Here is an 18,560-nt window from a genome sequence, read left to right as displayed (position 1 = left end):
TGTAACGTCGGCACGAAGCCATGGGCGAGTTTGAGCTGATCCGCAATTTCTTCGCCGCCGCGCCTTGTGCGCAGGGCGGCGAAGGCGTTGCTCTCGGGATTGGCGATGACTGCGCCTTGCTGGCTGTTCCCCACGGGGAGCAGTTGGCGATTTCCACCGACACCCTCGTGGCCGGTGTGCATTTCGCAGATCCTTGCGACCCGTTTCTGCTCGGTCAGCGCTCGCTGGCTGTGGCCGTCAGCGACCTGGCTGCCATGGGCGCCACGCCCGTTGCCTTTACCCTTGCCCTGACCTTGCCGACGGTGACCGCCGATTGGCTGCAAGCCTATGCCGGTGGTCTGAACCGGATGGCGCAAAGCTGTGGCGTTGCGCTGGTGGGGGGTGACACGACCCGTGGGCCGCTGAGCCTGACCATGACCGTGTTCGGACGTGTGCCGGCCGGTCTGGCGCTGACCCGCAGCGGTGCGCAACCGGGCGATCTGCTGTGTGTCGGCGGCGACCTGGGCAATGCCGCCGGTGCCTTGCCATTGGTGCTCGGCCAGCGCACGGCCGAAGCGAGCATTGCCGAATCATTGCTGGCGCATTACTGGTCGCCGCAACCGCAGCTCGGCTTGGGTCAGGCGCTGCGTGGCAAGGCCACCTCGGCCATGGATATTTCCGATGGTCTGCTCGCGGATTGCGGGCATATCGCGCTGGCCTCGAAAGTCGGTATCGAAGTCGAACGGGACCGTTTGCCGTTGTCCCGGAGCCTGGTCGATTTTCTCGGTCAGTCGGACGCACAGGTTGCGGCCCTGAGCGGCGGCGACGATTACGTCCTGGCCTTCACCTTACCGTCTGTCGAGTTACCACTGTTGTTGGCCGATGGCTGGCCGATACACGTGATCGGGCAGGTGGTGACGGGGCAGGGCGTGACGCTGCTGGACGCCGATGGCAAAGACATCACCCCGCAAGCCCGGGGTTATCAACATTTTCGGGAGACACCGTGACAGATCACCCCAAACAGGTCCCGGCGGAAAACGTACCGCCGTCGGTCTGGCGCAATCCATGGCATTTCCTGGCGTTCGGCTTCGGCTCGGGCACCTTGCCAAAGGCACCGGGCACCTGGGGGTCGTTAGTTGCGCTACCCTTCATCCCGTTATGGCAGATGTTGCCCGATTGGGGCTACTGGCTGATGCTGGGCATCACCATGCTGTTCGGCTTCTGGCTGTGCGGCAAGGTGGCCGACGATTTGCGGGTGCACGACCATGAAGGCATCGTCTGGGACGAGATGGTCGGGATGTGGATCACCCTGTGGCTGGTGCCGGAAGGTTGGCAGTGGCTGCTGGCGGGTTTCCTGATGTTCCGCTTCTTCGATATTCTCAAGCCGTGGCCGATTCGCTGGATTGATCGGCATGTGCACGGCGGTGTCGGGATCATGCTCGATGATGTCCTGGCCGGGGTGTTTGCATGGTTGGCGATGCAGGGACTGATGCGGATTTTCGCCTGACCTGGAGGTCATGAGGCGTTAAGTGGGAGCGCATTAACTGGGAGAACTAAGGATGGCTCGACGCGGGTTGATGGTGCTGGTGTTTGCCGTGTTTTGCTCACTCGCCCATGCGGGGGAGATCGCGACGACACCGTCCGTGATTCACCTGGCCAGCGAAGAATGGGAAGACTACACCGCCGCCGATGGCCATGGGCTGGGCTGGGACGTGCTGCGGCAGGTCTTTGAACCGGCAGGCGTCCAGCTCGACATCCGCACCGAACCTTACCTGCGTGCCATGGGCCTGGCCCAGCGCGGCGAAGTGGACGCCTGTGTCGGTTCCTACCGGGACGAGTCCGACGAACTGCTCTATCCGCGCTGGAATTTCGATACCGATCACATCTACGCCCTGGGGCTGGCCAGCAGCCCGGTGCCGACCCCGGAAACCCTGGGCAATTATCGACTGGCCTGGGTGCGCGGCTACGATTACCAGGATTACCTGCCCAACATACGCCACTACGACGAAGTGATCCGGCGCACCAGTATCGTCTCGATGCTGACTTACAAACGTGCCGACTTCTACATCGATGCACTGACCGAAGTCGATTATGTCCTCAATCGGGCCAGGGATCCGTCCCAGTTCCGCAGCACCCATGTCGCCGAACTGCCGCTGTATCTGTGTTTTGCCAAGACGCCCGAAGCTCGCACATTGATGGCACTGTTCGACCGGCGCATGGAGGAACTGGTGAAAAGCGGCGAGCTGAAACCGATCTTCGAGCGCTGGAAACAGCCTTATCCGTTCGATTCGAATTGATGACACAGAACCCTGTAGGAGCGAGCCTGCTCGCGATTGCGCAGTCTCAGTTGGCAAATGAGTGCCTGAAACACCGCTATCGCGAGCAGGCTCGCTCCTACAGGGTTGGTGTCGGCAGGACAGATATCAAACTTTTTGATAGTTATCGCCGATAATTCAGCCTAAGCGCCCGTCGGAACCTGCTGTTACAATGCCGGCCTGCGAATCTTCAGTCTCTTTAGATCAGGAGCACAACGGTGCCTGTCGTTTTTGTCGCCGCTTCCAAGCTGCCAACGCCTTTTGCGCAATTCACCATGCACGGCTTTCTCGATGAAGCTACCGGCCGCGAGCACGTTGTGCTGAGCCTGGGTGAGATCGCCGACGGTGCCCCGGTACTCGGCCGGTTGCATTCCGAATGCCTGACGGGCGATGCCTTGTTCAGCCAGCGTTGCGACTGCGGCTCGCAACTTGAGGCAGCGCTGCAGGCCATCGCCCGTGAAGGCCGTGGTGTGTTGTTGTACTTGCGTCAGGAAGGCCGCGGCATTGGCCTGCTGAACAAGATACGCGCCTACGAACTGCAGGATGGCGGTGCCGACACTGTTGAAGCCAACGAGCGCCTGGGCTTTGCCGCCGACCAGCGCGACTACGCCATGTGCCTGCCGATGCTGGAGCACCTGGGCGTGAAGTCCCTGCGCCTGATGACCAACAACCCGCGCAAGGTCAAGGCCTTGACCGACATGGGGATCGTGGTCGCCGAGCGCGTGCCGTTGCATACCGGTCATAACCCGCACAACAAACTCTACCTGGCGACCAAGGCCAGCAAACTCGACCACATGATGGGCAACGAACATCAGGGCGAGGTCGACCGGGCGTGACCCGCGGTCAGGTACGGCGGCGACTGTCCGTCAACTGGTGGCAATACCTGGCGCTGGCCTTGTTGCCGTTGTTCGTAATCAACGGTGTGTTCGGCCAAAGTGAAGCCATCTTGCCGGTGCTGGCGATGCCTTTTTTCATCGCCGGTGTCGCTTCGATGTTTGTCAGCCTGAAGTTCTTCGGCGCTTACAAACATGCGTTGATCGCCACCCAGAAAGCCCTCGACACCCCTGAAGAACCCGCCGCGTGGATCAGCCTGGCCGCCAAACGGCGAACGGCGTTCCTCGCCGCCGGCCTGCCGGCGTGGATCGGTGCATTGGCGGTGTTTGTCGGCCTCGAAGCAGTGCCGCTGATGCTGCTGGCACTGTCGACCCTGGTGCTGTTTTACCTCTACCGCATTCCGCGTCAACTGGGTTGATGCGTCCTGTCTGGCTGGCGTTTTTGCTGTTGGCCGCCTGCGGTTCGTCGATGGCGGTCGAGCGGGTGGTCAGTCTCGCGCCATCGCTCTCTGAAATCGTTGTCGAACTGGGCTCCGCCGACCTTCTGGTGGGTGTGCTGGATGCCGGCGAGCGTCCCGCCGAACTCAAGAACCTGCCATCCGTCGGCCGCTACGGTCAGTTGGACATGGAACGGCTGCTCAGTCTGAAACCCGATTTGCTGCTGCTCTGGCCCGGCAGTGTTGGCCCTGCCCAGCGCGAACAGCTGAAGCGCTTGAACATCCCCACCTTTGTCGCCGAACCCCACGACTTCGCGCAACTCACCGCACAAATCGAAGCCATTGCCTCGCAACTCGGGCGTCCGGAGCGCGGGATGGCGTTGTCTACCGATTTGCGTCGGCGGTTGGTGGAGCTGCGTCAGCGTTATCGGCGCGATCAGCCGTTACGGGTGTTCTATCAGGTCTGGGATAAGCCGCTATACACCGTCGGTGGTGGGCAGATCATCAGCGATGCACTGGATGTTTGCGGTGTTCGCAACGTGTTTGCCGATCTGGCGTTGCCGGCTCCGCAAGTCAGTGTTGAGGCAGTGTTACAGCGTAATCCTGAGGTGATTCTGGCCGGTGATCAGGCGCAGCTGGATGCGTGGAAAGCATGGCCGCAAGTGGCGGCGGTGGTGAAAGGGCAGTTGCTACTGGTCACTGACAAAGGCCTTGAGCGGCCTAGCGGGCAGATGGTCGAAGCAACGGCGAGATTGTGCCAAGTGATCGCGCCGAACCGCTGAGACCGAGTCGCGACCATCGCGGGCAAGCCTTGCTCCCACAAGGATTGTGTGTGCGCTAATACTCGGCATGACACAAATCCTGTGGGAGCAAGGCTTGCCCGCGATGAGGCCGGTGCAATCACCGCAAACTTCAGATCAGATCTGCGGCGTCCAGGTCACCCCAAACATCCAGGCCCGACCTTCCTCGCGATACCCGAACTGGCTGCCTTCATGGCTGTACAACACCCGGCTGTAATCCTTGTCCAGCAGGTTATCCACCTTCAACTCCAGCTTGATCTCGCGATTGAGTTCCCAGCTGCTGCGCAATCCGAGTAAGGCATAGCCGCCCAATGGCTGTTGATTGTTCAAGTCGTCATAGCTGCGGCTCACCGCTTGCCAACTGGCGCCGAGCCCCAGGCGATCAAACTGCCGATCCACATCCAGGCTCATCGTGCGCCGCGCGCGGCGGGCCAGGGTATGCCCCGTTTCCCGGTCCCGCGGGTCGATGATTGCCACGCCAAGGTTGCTCTGCCAACCGAACAACTCTTGCTTCAGCGCCGCTTCGAAACCGTTGATCCGTGCCGAGGCGACGTTTTCCGGTCGCGAGTTGCTGCCGAAGATGATCGCGTCTTCCAGGTCCGTTCGGTACAACGAAGCTTCCAGGCGGCTGTTTTCGGACAATTGACTGCGCCATTGCAGCTCGTAGCTTTTCGAGGTTTCCGGCTTCAAGTCCGGATTGCTGAAGTCCGGGTAGTACAGGTCGTTGAAGGTCGGGGCACGGAAGCCTTCGCTGTAGGTCAGCAGCACATCGTTGTCCGGGTTCAGCGGCAGGGTGAAAGTGCCGCTCCAGCTGTTCTGACCGCCAAATTGCTGGTTCTGGTCGCGGCGCAGGCCAAGCTCAGTGGAGAAGCTGTCGGTTCGGTAGCGATGCTGAATAAACGCCGCCCGATTCCAGCGACTGTCTTCGTCGAACGCCGTGGTGCTGTTGACCCGGTCTTCATACCAGTCCCCGCCGAGGATCAGGCTGTTGCGTTCATCGAGTGTCAGGTCGTTTTGCCAGCTCACTGAATCGCGGTAAGTGTTAAACACGCTGCGTTCATCGCTGAGCTTATCCAGCGTCTTTTCGCGGTTTTCGCTGTGGCCGAATTCGATGCGGGTTCTCCAGGCGTCGTTAACCCGTGCATCGACATAGCTGCTGACACTGCTCACGTCGAATTCGCTGTAGGGCTGCTGCTGGACTGATTCGAAGGTATCCAGGTCGAAGCGACCGAACGGGTTGTCGAATTCGCTCTTGCCACGGTTATCCAGCAGGTTGGTACCGATTTCGATGTCGTCGGTGAGGGCATGGCTGAGACTCAGGCTGAACGACTTATTGCGATACGCATCGTGATCGCCATCACTGGGAAACGACTCGCGGGTGCGATTGATCCCGGCGGTCTCATCGAGGCTGGCGCCGAGGTTGAAGCGGGTCAGCTCATCTCCGCCGGATAAACCGAGGCTGCGTTCCCAGGTCTGATGGCTGCCAACGCCCACATGCATTTGCGGCCGCAACCCCGGTTCGCTTCCGCGACGGGTGAAGATCTGGATCACGCCGCCGATTGCGTCGCTGCCATAAATCACCGAGCGCGACCCACGCAGCACTTCCACACGCTCGACCTGTTCGATGTTGATGTGTTGCAGGTTGCTGTCGCCGGAGGTCGAGGTGCCGATCCGTTGGCCATCGACCAACACCAGACTTTGTGCCGATTGCGTGCCGCGAATGTAAACCCCCGGCAGACTGCCACGCCCACCGGTTTGCGCAATCTGCACCCCCGGCACGCGACGCAGTAGATCAGTGACGCTGTCCGGTTGCAGCCGATCAATGTCATCGCGGGTGAACACGGTGTTGGCGGCACTGCTGTCGTTGCGTGCTTCAACCTGGCGATTGGCACTGATCAGCACGTCAGGCAGCTTCAGGGCCTGGTCGCGTTCGAAGGTGTCGGCCAGCAGCGGGCCGGCCGGTAGCACGGCCAGCGTCAGGGCGAGGCGGTAGATATTCATGGATTATTCGTGTTCAGAAAGGACGGCGCGGTCCTTGTAGGAGCTGGCTTGCCAGCGAAGCTGTTGGCGTCCTTACGGGCGCCTTCGCTGGCAAGCCAACTCCTACAGGAGGGAGGGGTTACAGGTTGAGCAGCTGCAGCCGCTCACGAATCGACGCTTCGATCCCGGCCTCGTCCAGTCCGCACTCGGCCAGCATTTGCGCAGGCTTGGCGTGTTCGACGTAGACGTCCGGCAAGCCCAGGTGCAGCACCGACTTGAGGATGTTTTCCCGGGCGAGGAACTCGCTGACCGCTGCGCCAGCACCGCCCATGATCGCGTTCTCTTCAACGGTCACCAGCAGTTCGTGGCTGGCGGCGATTTCACGCACCAGCGCTTCGTCCAGAGGTTTGACGAAACGCATGTCAACCACGGTGGCATCCAGTGTCTCGGCGACTTTCAGGGCCACGGCCAGTTGCACGCCGAATACCAGCAGGGCGATTTTGCTGCCCTGGCGGCGAACCACGCCTTTGCCGATTTCGATCGGTTCGAGGTTTTTCTCGATGGTCGCGTTCGGGCCGTTGCCGCGCGGATAACGTACGGCCGCCGGGCCTTCATACAAGTGACCGGTGGTCAGCATTTTACGCAGTTCGTTTTCGTCGCTCGGTGTCATCACCAGCATGCCGGGAATGCAACGCAGGAACGACAGGTCGAAGCTGCCCGCATGGGTCGGACCGTCTTCACCCACCAGGCCAGCACGATCGATGGCGAACAACACATCAAGGTTTTGCACGGCCACATCGTGAACGAGCTGATCGTAACCGCGCTGCAGGAACGTCGAATAGATCGCCACCACTGGCTTCGCGCCTTCGCAGGCCATGCCGGCGGCGAGGGTCACGGCGTGTTGCTCGGCTATCGCCACGTCGAAGTAGCGTTTCGGGAAACGCTCGCTGAAAGCCACGAGGTCGGAGCCTTCCTTCATCGCCGGGGTAATCCCGACCAGACGCGGATCGGCCGTTGCCATATCGCACAACCATTCACCGAACACACCGGAATACTTCGGTCCGCTGGCTTTTTTCGGCGCGGCGGCCGGGGCGTCCAGGGGTTCGAGTTTGGTGATGGCGTGGTAACCGATCGGGTCGACTTCCGCCGGGGCAAAGCCTTTGCCTTTCTTGGTGACGACGTGCAGGAATTGCGGGCCTTTCAGATCGCGCATGTTACGCAGCGTGGCGATCAGGGTCGGCAGGTCGTGGCCATCGATCGGACCGATGTAGTTCCAGCCCAATTCTTCGAACAGCGTGCCGGGGACCAGCATGCCTTTTGCGTATTCTTCGGTGCGACGGGCGATTTCCCAGGCGCCGGGCAGACGCGACAGCACTTTCTTGCTGCCTTCGCGCATGCTCGCATAGGTGCGGCTGGAAAGGATTTTCGCCAGGTAGTTCGACAGACCGCCAACATTGCGTGAGATCGACATGTCGTTGTCGTTGAGGATCACCAGCATGTTGGCGTCCACTTCCGGCGCATGGTTCAGCGCTTCGAACGCCATGCCCGCGGTCAGGGCGCCGTCGCCGATCACGGCAATCGCCTTGCGATCACTGTTCTGCAGGCGGGCGGCAATCGCCATGCCCAGCGCCGCACTGATCGAGGTGCTGGAGTGCCCGACGCCAAAGGTGTCGTACTCACTCTCGGAACGGCGCGGGAAGGCGGCAACGCCGTCTTTCTGGCGCAGGGTGCCCATACGCTCGCGACGACCGGTGAGGATCTTGTGCGGATAAGCCTGATGACCCACGTCCCACACCAGCCGGTCGTCCGGGGTGTCGAAAACGTAATGCAACGCGATGGTCAGCTCGATCACGCCCAGGCCGGCGCCGAAATGCCCACCGGTCTGACCGACCGTGTAGAGCAATTCCAGGCGCAACTCATCGGCCAGGGTTTCCAGCTCGGCTTCGCCTAACCGGCGCAGGCCGTCCGGCGTGTTCGCGCGGTCGAGCAGGGGCGTGGTCGGGCGCTTGCGGGGAATCTCATGAAACGTCGTGGGCATCAGGCGAATCGTTATAGGTATAAAAGATGCGGCAGTTTACCTGATGCATCGGTCCCTGCCCACGCGTTGGTTTTTTTTGGCGGATACGCCGTCAGTGGCGGCGTTCGACGATATACCGGGCCAGATCGCGCAATGGCTCGGCGGCCGCGTCAAACGGTCGCAGTGCGTGCAGCGCCTGATCGCGCAGTTCCAGGGCGTAGGCCTTGGCGGCGTCGAGGCCGAGCAGGGACGGGTAGGTCGGCTTGTCGCGGGCAATGTCGGCGCCCTGGCGTTTGCCGAGGGTTTCGGTATCGCTTTCGACGTCGAGGATGTCGTCCTGGACCTGGAACGCCAGGCCGATGGCCTGTGCATAAGTCTGCAGGGATTTGAGTTCGTCCTTCTCGGCACGGCCACTGGCCAGGGCACCGAGTGTGACGCTGACTTCAATCAGTGCGCCGGTCTTGTGCCGGTGCATGTATTCGAGGGCTTTCTGATCGAGCTTCAGGCCGACCGAGCCCAGATCGATGGCTTGACCACCGACCATGCCCGCCGGCCCTGCGGCCTGCGCCAGGGCGCTGACCATTTGCAGGCGAGTTTCCGCGTCGGCGTTGCTCAGGCGCGGGTCGAGCAGGGCGCTGAAGGCCAGGCTCTGCAAACCGTCGCCGGCGAGGATCGCGCAGGCTTCATCGAATTTCTTGTGGGTGGTGGGTTGGCCGCGACGCAGATCGTCGTCGTCCATGGCCGGCAAATCGTCATGCACCAACGAATAAGCGTGGATCAACTCCACCGCGCAGGCCGCGCCGTTGGCTTGCTCGGCCTTGCCGCCCAGCGCTTCGCACGCGGCATAGGCCAGCAATGGACGCACGCGCTTGCCACCGTTCATCACGCTGTAGCGCATGGCTTCGTACAGGCGCGCCAGCTCTGGGCTCGGCGCGGTGAACAGGGTTTCCAGGGCTGCGTTGACACGGACCTGGCTGGTCGCCGAATACGCTGCAATCATTCTGGTTGATCCGCGTCGAAGGGTTCCTCGGCCAACTCGCCATCACGCTCGAGCAGCACCTGAACCTTTTGCTCGGCCTGGGCCAGCGCCGCCTGGCAATCGCGGGTCAGCCCGATGCCTTGCTCGAAAGCGGTCAGCGAGTCTTCCAGCGACAATTCACCGTTCTCCAGACGCTCCACCAGCGTTTGCAGGTCAGCGAGGGACTGTTCGAAATCCAGTGCAGCTTTTTTGCGGGCCATGGCGGCGATTTCCGGTTGACGTTAAACCGGCGCGACACTAGCAGATAGGGGGTTTATGGGCAAATGAGCGGACCCGTGGCGAAGGTCTTGGCCCCGGCCCTCTGTAGGAGCGAGCTTGCTCGCGATGGTGGTCAACGATATCGCGCAAAACCTGATGCGCTGCGGCGTCCTCAGGTTTTTCGCGAGCAAGCTTGCTCCTACAGGAAATAGTCGAACGCGTCGCACGAGTTATTCGGCTCATTTTGTGAGCCGAATACAGTCGCTAATCGGCTCACCGTCCACCCACAACCGTGATTCGCACCGCATTGCAGGATTGATCTAATTGTGAGGTTTCAGCTGAAGGTCTAACCTTCGCGCCATCGACGGCCCAACATTCACGGGTCTTTCGGACGAAACGCAGTATACGGATCTGTAACGCGTCGAGGATCAGGCGCAAGGTTTCGTCATGCATGGCAGGAGGCATCACATGCGTTTATTTCTTTTGCTGTTGATCGGGTTGGCTACCGCGCCCGTGATTTTGGCCGCGCCGAGTGCCGGGTTATCGGAACCGGTGGGCGGCTGGCGCTTTAACGGTTTGCTGGACCGCACGGAAAATCCGCAAGTCGCCTATCCCACGCCGCCCATCGACCGCGGCGTGCAGCGCAATCGCACGATGATCGAAGGTCAGCTCAAGGCCATCGGTACGCAACGCGGTCCCCACACCCTGGCGGTCAATGGCAATCCACTGAACCTGTACACCGACGATCAAGGGCGTTTCGCCCGACCCTATGCGTTCGGCGCCGGTTCCAACAGTGTCGAAGTGCGCAGCGTCGATGGCCAGTCGCTCAAGCGCGTTCAATTCTACGAAGCCAACAACCTGCGCACGCCCGCGCGGATTCGCGTGGTGTTGGGTTGGGACGATCCCAAAGCCGAACTCGACCTGCACATCATTACCCCAGATGGCCAGCACGCGTTTTGGGCTCATTCGGCGCTGACCAACGGCGGCGGCCTCGACCCGGACGGCGTCGACGGCCCCGGTCCGGAAATGTTCACCATGACCGCGCCGCTGCATGGCACCTATCTGGTTTACGTGAACTATTGGGGCAACTTCGGCAGCGGCGGCTATAACTTCGATGAGGCCAGCAACCAGAAGGAAGTGATCACCTCTCAGATCAACCTGGTGCTCAACGAAAACACCGTCGACGAAAAACGCGAAACCTTCATCGTGCCCCTGCGCGCGATCGGTGACCTGCTGCTGGTCAAGACTTTCAACTATTGAGCATCCCGCCACACGGATGAATTGGGTTTTTGAACATGAGTGAAAACGCTGCAGCCCCGGCCGCCGGAACGCCCGATGTCAAACCATCCCGCCGTTGGCCGGCCATTGTGGTCGGGGCGTGCCTGGTCGCGGGCGTGGCCGGTGGCATGGGCTGGCTGATGCATAAAAGCAAAGCCCCGGCACCGCAACTGGCGGCTGAGAAGCTCGGCATGAGCCGCCCCGATGGCTTGCTGGAAACCCGGTCCCTGAGCCAGTTGCCCAAGGACTTGCTGGCGGTGCCGTTTCTCAAAGAGACCCTGACCGAAGATTTCGTCTTCTATTACGAAACCCACGCCGATCGCCTCGGGCTGATCGGTAGTTTGCGGCGGATCATTTATGAGCATGACCTGAAGTTGCAGGACACCTTGATCGAGCAGTTGTTCGATCAACCGGCCGATGTGGCGCTGTGGCGCGGGGCGGATGGGCGACTCAGGGATTTCCTGCTGGTGATGGATCGCGGCGGTCTGGCCAAGGTGCTGGAACCGCTGGCGAAAGTGGCGTTGGACGATTCGCAACTGAGCAAGATCGCCGATGTGAAAGTCGGCGCCGACGACGTGGCGCTTTATCAACTCACCTACAACGCCAGCAAGGCGCTGCTGTTCGCTTCCCATGGCGACAAACTGGTGGTGATGTCGAATCCGACCAAGCTTTATGACCCGCAAAGCGGGGTGAGGCAGGAGCCGGGCAGTGTCTCGACCCAGGCCATCGCCGCGCTGCTGGGCGGCGACAAACTGTTCCCTGAAGCCTTCGGCCTGCCGCCCCGTGCGCCGGAGGTCAAGCAGCGGCTGTCGGTCAATGCCAGCGTATTGGCCATGGGGTATCAGCGTTTTATCCCGAACTTCGCCGGCCTGCGATTCGACATGGACGATAAAGGCTGGCACAGCTTCCTCGCCATGGACGAACTGGACAATCAGCCGGACTTCGATTTCAAACCGATCTGGCAAGCCATGCCCATGGGTGCCAGCGCTTGTGTGGCCTTGCCCCTGGCCGCCGAACAACAGAAACCGTTGTTGGTAAAACTCGGCGCCGAAGAGAACGTGGCCCAGGCCTTGACCGAACACATGGCCGGTGCGGCCGGCCTGTGCTGGTACGCCGATTCGCGGCTGTACACACCGCTGCTGGTCGCCAGCCTGAGTGACAGGGACAGCGCCAGGCTGGATGGCGATCTGGGCAAGCTGTTTGGCTCGATGGTCGGCGCCTACGAGGGCAATGTTGAAGAGCATGCATTCCCTGTGGTGGAAAAGCAGGAAGGCCAGGTTCATCAGTGGCAGCGCCAGGTCAGTTCCAACTTCGGTCCCTATGCGGCCAAGGACGCCGACGACCCGGACGCGATCACCGGCAAGGCCTTCATGCGCGTGAGCCTGGCCCGTCATGGTTCGACGTTGCTGTTTTCCCTTGATGACAAGCTGGTGGACAAGGCGCTGGGTACCCTCGACAAACGTTTCCCGCCAATGGCGGATGTGGTGCCCAAAGACGTGCTGATGCCGATTTATTTCGGCCCGGATTCCATGGCGCAACTGATGCAACAGGAGACCCTCGACAGCCTGCCCCAGGACATGGAGCCGGTGTTCTACAACGCCGCGCAAACCTGGCTGATCCCGAAACTGCGTACCCTTGGCGGTTACGGTAAATACGCCCTGACATTGCCCGAGGGCAGCGAACCCGACGGCCATTGGCAATGGCTGCCGCTAATGTGGAAAGCGCTGTGACCGGACTGATTCGAAGCCTGCGCCTGCTGGCGCTGTTGCTGCTGACGGTACCGGCATTGGCCGTCGAAACACCGGCGCTGGATGTGCAGCAGTCCCAGGTGTTCCGCGCCTGGTTCGTGCGCATCGCCCAGGAGCAACTGAGCCAGGGCCCGAGTCCGCGCTGGTATCAGCAAGATTGCGCCGGGCTGGTGCGCTTCGCCGCCAACGAAGCGCTGAAAGTCCACGACGAGAAATGGCTGCGCAGCAACGGCCTGTCCAATCGTTACCTGCCGCCGGAATTGCAACTGAGCGATGCCCAGCGCGGTCTCGCCCAGCAATGGCAGCAGGGCGGCGGCAAGGTCGGGCCGTACGTCAACGCGATCAAGTTGATCCAGTTCAACAGCCATCTGGTCGGCCGTGACGTGGCCCAGGCCCGGCCAGGTGACCTGATGTTTTTCGATCAGGGCGACGACCAGCACCTGATGATCTGGATGGGCCGCTACATCGCCTATCACACCGGCACCACGACCCCCACTGACAACGGCATGCGTTCGGCAAGCCTGCAACAACTCATGACATGGAAGGACACCCGATGGATACCCGATGCAGCCAACCCCAACTTCATCGGCGTCTATCGACTGAATTTTCTCGCCCAATGATCGGTGCCCGCATGCTGCGTTTCCTGCCTCTGCTGTTGCTCCTGCTGCTGCCTTTTTCGACGGTCAGCGCCGAAGACACCGTTGAGCCGAGCGGTTATTCGCCCGTGGCCGGTGAAAGTTTTTTCCTGCTGGCCGACAGCAGTTTCGGCAGTGACGAACAGGCCATGGTGCGCCTCGAAGCGCCCGGGCGTGACTACCGCCGATTCCGCATGGAGCCTTACGGCGGTGCTGACATTCGTGTGTATCGGATCGACAAGCCACTGGACTTTCTCAAGCGCCAGAAGAACCTGCATCGCGTGGTCAGCGATGGCCAGTTCAAGGGCGAAGGTCTGTCCAACACGCTCGCGTACCTGTGGGACAACTGGTACCGCAAATCCCGTCGGGTGATGCAGCGGGCTTTTTCCTACGAGTCGCGTAAACAAGTCACCGAGCAAGTGCCGGAACTGAAGATGGGCGCCGCCATGGCCGCGCCGACGCCCTACGATGCGCAGCCGCAATTCGCATTGATTCCCGGCCTGCCGGTGGTCAGCCAGTTCCGTTATCCACTGTGGCAAGCCAAACCGATCCAGCCACCCGAGGGTGTGAACCTCGCCGGGTCCTCCAGCGAGTTCGTCAGCGTTGCGCCGGGCAACGTCTATATCCCGTTGGGCAACCTGAAACCGGGCCTGTATCTGGTCGAGGCACTGATCGGCAAGTACCGTGCGACCACCATGGTTTTCGTTTCCAACACAGTGGCCGTGAGCAAGATTACCGGCGACGAATTGCTGGTGTGGGCTGCACGCAAGCACGAGGGCAGTTCGGTGCCCAAGGTCAATGTCCTGTGGACTGATGGCCTGGGCGTGATGAGCAGCGGCGCCACCGATGCCGAGGGGCTGCTGCGGTTGAAACACGTCAGCCCCGAACGTTCGTTCGTGATCGGCGAGGACGAGGAGGGCGGCGTTTTCGTCTCGGAAAACTTCTACTACGACAGCGAAATCTACGACACCAAACTCTACGCCTTCACGGACCGGCCGTTGTATCGGCCGGGGGATTGGGTGTCGCTGAAAATCGTCGGGCGCGAATTCAAGAATGCGCGGGATTCGGTGCAGCCAGCCGCCGCCGACGTCAACGTGACCGTGATGGATGCGACCGGTACGGCGCTGCAAACTCTCGATATGAAGCTCGACTCCAAGGCTGGTACTCAGGGTCGTTTCCAGTTGCCCGACAATGCCGTGGCCGGTGGTTATGAGCTGCGTTTCAGCTACAAGGATCAGGCCTACAGCAGCGCCTTCCGTGTGGCCGAATACATCAAGCCGCACTTTGAAATCTCGCTGAACCTGGCCAAGCAGGATTACCGCACCGGCGAACCGGTGAAAGGCAATCTGGTGCTGCTGTACCCGGACGGCAAGCCGGTGACCAATGCCAAACTCAGTCTGAGCCTGCGCGCCCAGCAACTGTCGATGGTCGACAACGAGCTGCAATACCTCGGGCAATTCCCGGTGGAACTGACCAGCACCGAACTGACCACCGACGACAAGGGCAACGCCACCCTCGACCTGCCGGCCGCCGAGAAACCGAGCCGTTACATGCTCACGGTATTTGCCAGTGATGGCGCGGCGTATCGGGTCAAGACCACCAAGGAAATCCTCATCGATCGCGCAGCGGCGAACTTTCGCTTGAGCGCACCGCAGCGCTTCAGTGCGGTGGGCGAAAAGGTTGCGTTCAGCTATGCCAATGAAAACGAACAAGCTGAAGCGGCCGCACCCATCAGCTACGGCTGGGTACGCCTGGAGGATCAGAGCACCGGTGAAGGCAAACTGACCGCGAGCGATAAAGGCTTCACCCTGGCTTTCGAGCGCCCGGGCACTTACAACCTGACGCTCAGGGATGACCACGGTCGAACCCTGGGCGCTACCGGGCATTCCGTCACCGGCGACGGCGTCAAAGCAGTGCCCGGCACCGTGGAAATCGTCCTCGACAAGCCTGAATACAAGGCAGGCGATGAAGCGCTGGCGCTGATCACCTTCCCCGAGCCGATCAGCGACGCACTGCTGTCGCTGGAGCGCGACAAGGTCGAGGCCACCGCGCTGCTCTCCAGGGGCGGCGACTGGCTGAAGATGGAAAAACTCAGCGACACCCAGTACCGCGCGCGCATTCCTGTGAAGGAGAACTTCGCGCCGAACCTGACGTTCTCGGTGCTCTACACCAAGGGCGGCCAGTACAGCTTTCAGAACGCCGGGATCAAGGTGATCACTCCGCAGATCGAGGTTGCCATCGCGACCGACAAGGACACCTATCAACCCGGTGACACAGTGTCCGTGGACTTGACCACGCAGTTCGCCGGCAAGCCGGTCCCCGCGCATCTGACGGTCAGCGTGGTCGACGAAATGGTCTACGCGTTGCAGCCAGAAGTGGCGCCGACCATCGACCAGTTCTTCTACCATCCACGGCGCAACAACGTTCGCACCAGCGCCAGCCTGTCGTTCATCAGCTATGACGTCGCGTTGCCGGGCAGTCCTGGGGCGCCGGGCAAAGCCAACCGTAGCGAGCGTGGGGTGAAAGTGCTGGAGCGGCCGCGTCGTGAAGATGTGGACACCGCCGCGTGGCAGCCGGAACTGGTGACCGACGCCAATGGCAAAACCCGCTTCACCTTCAAGATGCCGGACTCTCTGACCCGCTGGCGCATCACCGCCCGGGCCATCGCCGATGACGGCGCAGTGGGGCAGAGGAAGCAGTTCGTGCGCTCGGAAAAACCGCTGTACCTGAAATGGAGCGGACCGAGCAAATTCCGCACAGGCGATAAACCGGATCTCGGCGTGTTCGCGTTCAGTCAGGCGCAAAACCCGGTCAAGGCTGAATTGGTGATTCATTACGCGGGCACTGATCAGCGTGTTCCCGTCACGCTGAACAGCGGCATCAATTACATCCCATTGCCGGCGTTCGCGCTGACCAATGGCGAATGGACAGCCGAGCTGGTGCAGGACGGCAAGACTGCCGATGCCTTGGCAGTGCGCTTGACCGCAACCGGTGACGGTTGGCAGGTCACGCAAAGCCAAAGCCTGGACGTGGCCAGTGGTGATACGCCGCTGACCTTGCCGGCAGACGCCACCGACATCCGCCTGCGTCTGGATGACAGTCCGCAAGCGCTGTTCCGCTCGGCGCTCGACGATCTGCTCAGCTATCCGTATGGCGGTGTCGAGCAGACCGCCAGCCAGTTACTGCCGCTGAGCATCGCCTATCCGACGTTGTCGTCGAACCCGCAGATTCGCGATCGTTTGCGCCTGATCATGCAAAACAGCCGCTTGCGCCTGGTGCAAATGGCCGGGCCTTCGGCGAGTTTCACCTGGTGGGGCATGGACGGCGAGCCGGATGCATTCCTCACTGCCTATGCGTATTACGCCGACTGGCACGCGAGCAAAGTGCTGGAGCTGAGCCTGCCACCGGAACATTGGCTGAGGGTGCTGGAGGTTTACGCCAAGCAGTCGAAAAACACGCCGCTGTTGCAGCGTGCGCTGGTCCTGTCGTTTGCCAGGCAGATGCAACTGCCGGTGAATACCCTGCTCAGTGGTTTGATGGAGGATCTGGCGAAAGCGGGCGAGGGCAACGCCGCGAATCTGATGGAGGATGGCGAAGACAGCCTTGTCATGAGCGATCCGGATTCAGCGCTTGGTTTGGCGGCGGCCCGGGTGTTGACCGCCTCTTTGGCCAAGCAATCGAAAGTCACCACGCCGGACGCATTCACTCGGCAACTGCCCGACGCGCAGCAGCGATTGGCCGTCAGTTCCCAGCCGTTTGCCGAAGCCTTGGACCTGTCGTTGCAACCCTTCGATCAGGCTCGCGCGACCGCGTTGTTGCAGCGCTTGCTCCCGCAACAATCGACGCTGGAACGCGCATTGGCGCTGACCTGGTTGCAACGCAGCATCGAACAGGCCTCGCCCACCCTCGCACTGGCGCCTGGTGAAGGCTGGAAGAAAAAACACGGTGATACCGGTGAGATGTATTGGACATGGGAAGGAGCTTCGCCCTTGCCTGCGGTGTTGTCGTTGACCGGGACACAAGAGCGGCCGCTGCGCGCCGCGTTGAGTTTCCAGACCCGGCAGCCGCCGGTCGAGCCGATGGCCGTCACCATCAGCCGACGCCTGTCGCGACTGGTGCCGGGTGACGAAGCCTTCACCTTCAAGCTGGAGCCGGTCGGCACCACGCCGTTGTCCAGCGACAGCCTGTATCTGGATGAAGTGATCCTCACCGGCAAGGCCGCCAGACCGTTGCGCTACGGCCTGCTCGAAGTGCCGCTGCCCCCGGGCGCCGATGTCGAGCGCACCACCTGGGGTATCAAGCTCATGGGCAAGGCGGGCACCGAACCGACGGCGCTGGAAAAGGCCCGTTTCGAACCGGGGCAACTGGCTTACGCGGTGCCGGTGGATGCGCTGAACGGTGAATTGCGGCTTCGGCATCTGGTGCGTTTCTCGCAGAAGGGCCAGTTCAATTTGCCGCCAGTGCGTTTCACCCAGGTGTATGCGCCACAGCATCAGGCTCAGGAACAGAAACCGGCACTCGGTCAGGTCACGGTCCACTGACATGTTCCGGCCTCTGGTCTGCCTGTTGCTGTGCTTGATCCCTGCGCTGACCCTGGCGCAGGACGAACCGTTGCGTCTGGCGTTCAAGGGTGAGCTGCTGTCGTTGAGCCGAACACAGCTCCTGTCGCGCGAGCCGTTGCCGGACACCTTGCAGGCACCGCTGGGCAGTGTGTGGAAGCTGTTTGTGTATGGCTGGCTGGTGGACACCGGCGCCCGTGAGCCGGCTTATGAATGTCGCGGGCAGTCTAAAGAGGAAGTTTATTGCTGCACCGCGGGTGGCAAGATCGAGCGGGATCAGGCGTTGGTGAAATCCTGCGGGTTGTATTTTGACCCGGCGCGCCTGGGCATTACCGATGCAGATTGGCGGGCGTACTGGCAAGCGCGGCAGGCGCCGCCGTGGTTGCTGAATGTGCGGTCATTGCAGCCTGCGACCCGGGTTTCGGTCGCGGAGTTGTTGCGCATGTTGGCGGTGATGCCGGCGCAGGAACAGGCGCGACGGGTGCTGCTCGACGTGATCCTCAACACCGCTGACGGCAACGTCGTGGGCGAGCTCGGCAGCCGGTTGCGAGTGAAGACCTGGAGTTGGCTGGGGGATCAGGATGCTGCGTCGCGCCAAGGCGGGTTCGCGGGCTGGACGGCGGACGGCACGCCGATCTGGGCGGGCGGGCGCGGGACCAGTCAGCGGGGTTTGCGTGATTACGCTGCGGCGTTATCGGCAGTCGTGCCTGTTGAGTGGCCCGCAGACGCGGGGCGTTGTGTT

The 18,560-nt window shown here is 61.6% G+C and carries 15 protein-coding genes; 11 read left to right on the top strand and 4 right to left on the bottom strand.

What is annotated here, in order from left to right; genetic code table 11:
• Nucleotides 1-20: 20 nt before the first annotated feature.
• From thiL to GPL81_RS16055, 6 genes are all read left to right on the top strand, one after another.
• Nucleotides 21-986, top strand: a complete 966-nt coding sequence (gene thiL / locus GPL81_RS16080) for a thiamine-phosphate kinase (RefSeq protein ID WP_160107574.1) — start codon at nt 21-23, stop codon at nt 984-986.
• On the top strand, nt 983-1,486 hold the full coding sequence (locus GPL81_RS16075; protein ID WP_096514821.1) for a phosphatidylglycerophosphatase A family protein: 504 nt from the start codon (nt 983-985) through the stop codon (nt 1,484-1,486). The genes thiL and GPL81_RS16075 overlap by 4 nt, the downstream gene beginning before the upstream one ends.
• 52 nt (nt 1,487-1,538) lie before the next feature.
• Nucleotides 1,539-2,276 (top strand): substrate-binding periplasmic protein, encoded by a 738-nt coding sequence (locus tag GPL81_RS16070; RefSeq protein ID WP_160107573.1) that lies wholly within the window; start codon nt 1,539-1,541, stop codon nt 2,274-2,276.
• Between the two features lie 236 nt (nt 2,277-2,512).
• Nucleotides 2,513-3,130, top strand: a complete 618-nt coding sequence (ribA, locus tag GPL81_RS16065) for a GTP cyclohydrolase II (protein ID WP_044465292.1) — start codon at nt 2,513-2,515, stop codon at nt 3,128-3,130.
• Nucleotides 3,127-3,546: an MFS transporter gene (locus GPL81_RS16060; RefSeq protein ID WP_160107572.1), complete on the top strand. Its 420-nt coding sequence runs from the start codon at nt 3,127-3,129 to the stop codon at nt 3,544-3,546. Before ribA ends, GPL81_RS16060 begins: the two co-directional genes overlap by 4 nt.
• Nucleotides 3,546-4,346, top strand: coding sequence for a cobalamin-binding protein (locus GPL81_RS16055; protein WP_160107571.1), 801 nt, complete (start codon nt 3,546-3,548; stop codon nt 4,344-4,346). Before GPL81_RS16060 ends, GPL81_RS16055 begins: the two co-directional genes overlap by 1 nt.
• 135 nt (nt 4,347-4,481) lie before the next feature.
• Here the strand turns inward: GPL81_RS16055 and GPL81_RS16050 are convergent, their stop codons facing one another.
• From GPL81_RS16050 to GPL81_RS16035, 4 genes are all read right to left on the bottom strand, one after another.
• Nucleotides 4,482-6,365 (bottom strand): TonB-dependent receptor domain-containing protein, encoded by a 1,884-nt coding sequence (locus GPL81_RS16050; RefSeq protein ID WP_160107570.1) that lies wholly within the window; start codon nt 6,363-6,365, stop codon nt 4,482-4,484.
• A gap of 118 nt (nt 6,366-6,483) precedes the next feature.
• Complete coding sequence (gene dxs / locus GPL81_RS16045; protein WP_160107569.1) at nt 6,484-8,382, bottom strand: 1-deoxy-D-xylulose-5-phosphate synthase; 1,899 nt, start codon at nt 8,380-8,382, stop codon at nt 6,484-6,486.
• A gap of 91 nt (nt 8,383-8,473) precedes the next feature.
• Nucleotides 8,474-9,361, bottom strand: a complete 888-nt coding sequence (gene ispA, locus GPL81_RS16040; protein WP_160107568.1) for a (2E,6E)-farnesyl diphosphate synthase — start codon at nt 9,359-9,361, stop codon at nt 8,474-8,476.
• Nucleotides 9,358-9,600, bottom strand: coding sequence for an exodeoxyribonuclease VII small subunit (locus GPL81_RS16035; RefSeq protein WP_007894317.1), 243 nt, complete (start codon nt 9,598-9,600; stop codon nt 9,358-9,360). Before GPL81_RS16035 ends, ispA begins: the two co-directional genes overlap by 4 nt.
• Nucleotides 9,601-10,066: 466 nt before the next feature.
• On the opposite strand from GPL81_RS16035, the gene GPL81_RS16030 reads away from it, so the two are divergent.
• The 5 genes from GPL81_RS16030 to GPL81_RS16010 all read left to right on the top strand — a co-directional run.
• On the top strand, nt 10,067-10,858 hold the full coding sequence (locus tag GPL81_RS16030; RefSeq protein WP_160107567.1) for a YfaP family protein: 792 nt from the start codon (nt 10,067-10,069) through the stop codon (nt 10,856-10,858).
• 35 nt (nt 10,859-10,893) lie between these two features.
• Nucleotides 10,894-12,606: a DUF2138 domain-containing protein gene (locus tag GPL81_RS16025; protein ID WP_160107566.1), complete on the top strand. Its 1,713-nt coding sequence runs from the start codon at nt 10,894-10,896 to the stop codon at nt 12,604-12,606.
• On the top strand, nt 12,576-13,244 hold the full coding sequence (locus GPL81_RS16020) for a DUF1175 domain-containing protein (protein ID WP_425502581.1): 669 nt from the start codon (nt 12,576-12,578) through the stop codon (nt 13,242-13,244). The genes GPL81_RS16025 and GPL81_RS16020 overlap by 31 nt, the downstream gene beginning before the upstream one ends.
• Entirely contained in the window at nt 13,241-17,800 is a 4,560-nt protein-coding gene (locus GPL81_RS16015) for an alpha-2-macroglobulin family protein (RefSeq protein ID WP_160107564.1), read from the top strand. Before GPL81_RS16020 ends, GPL81_RS16015 begins: the two co-directional genes overlap by 4 nt.
• A 1-nt stretch (nt 17,801) precedes the next feature.
• On the top strand, nt 17,802-18,560 hold a 759-nt coding region (locus tag GPL81_RS16010), incomplete at its 3' end, for a DUF2300 domain-containing protein (protein ID WP_160107563.1).

The sequence above is a fragment of the Pseudomonas izuensis genome, assembly GCF_009861505.1.
Classification (GTDB): Bacteria; Pseudomonadota; Gammaproteobacteria; order Pseudomonadales; family Pseudomonadaceae; genus Aquipseudomonas; species Aquipseudomonas izuensis.
The sequence above is the reverse complement of the archived record's forward strand: the minus strand, read 5'-3'. Positions and strand labels throughout refer to the sequence as shown.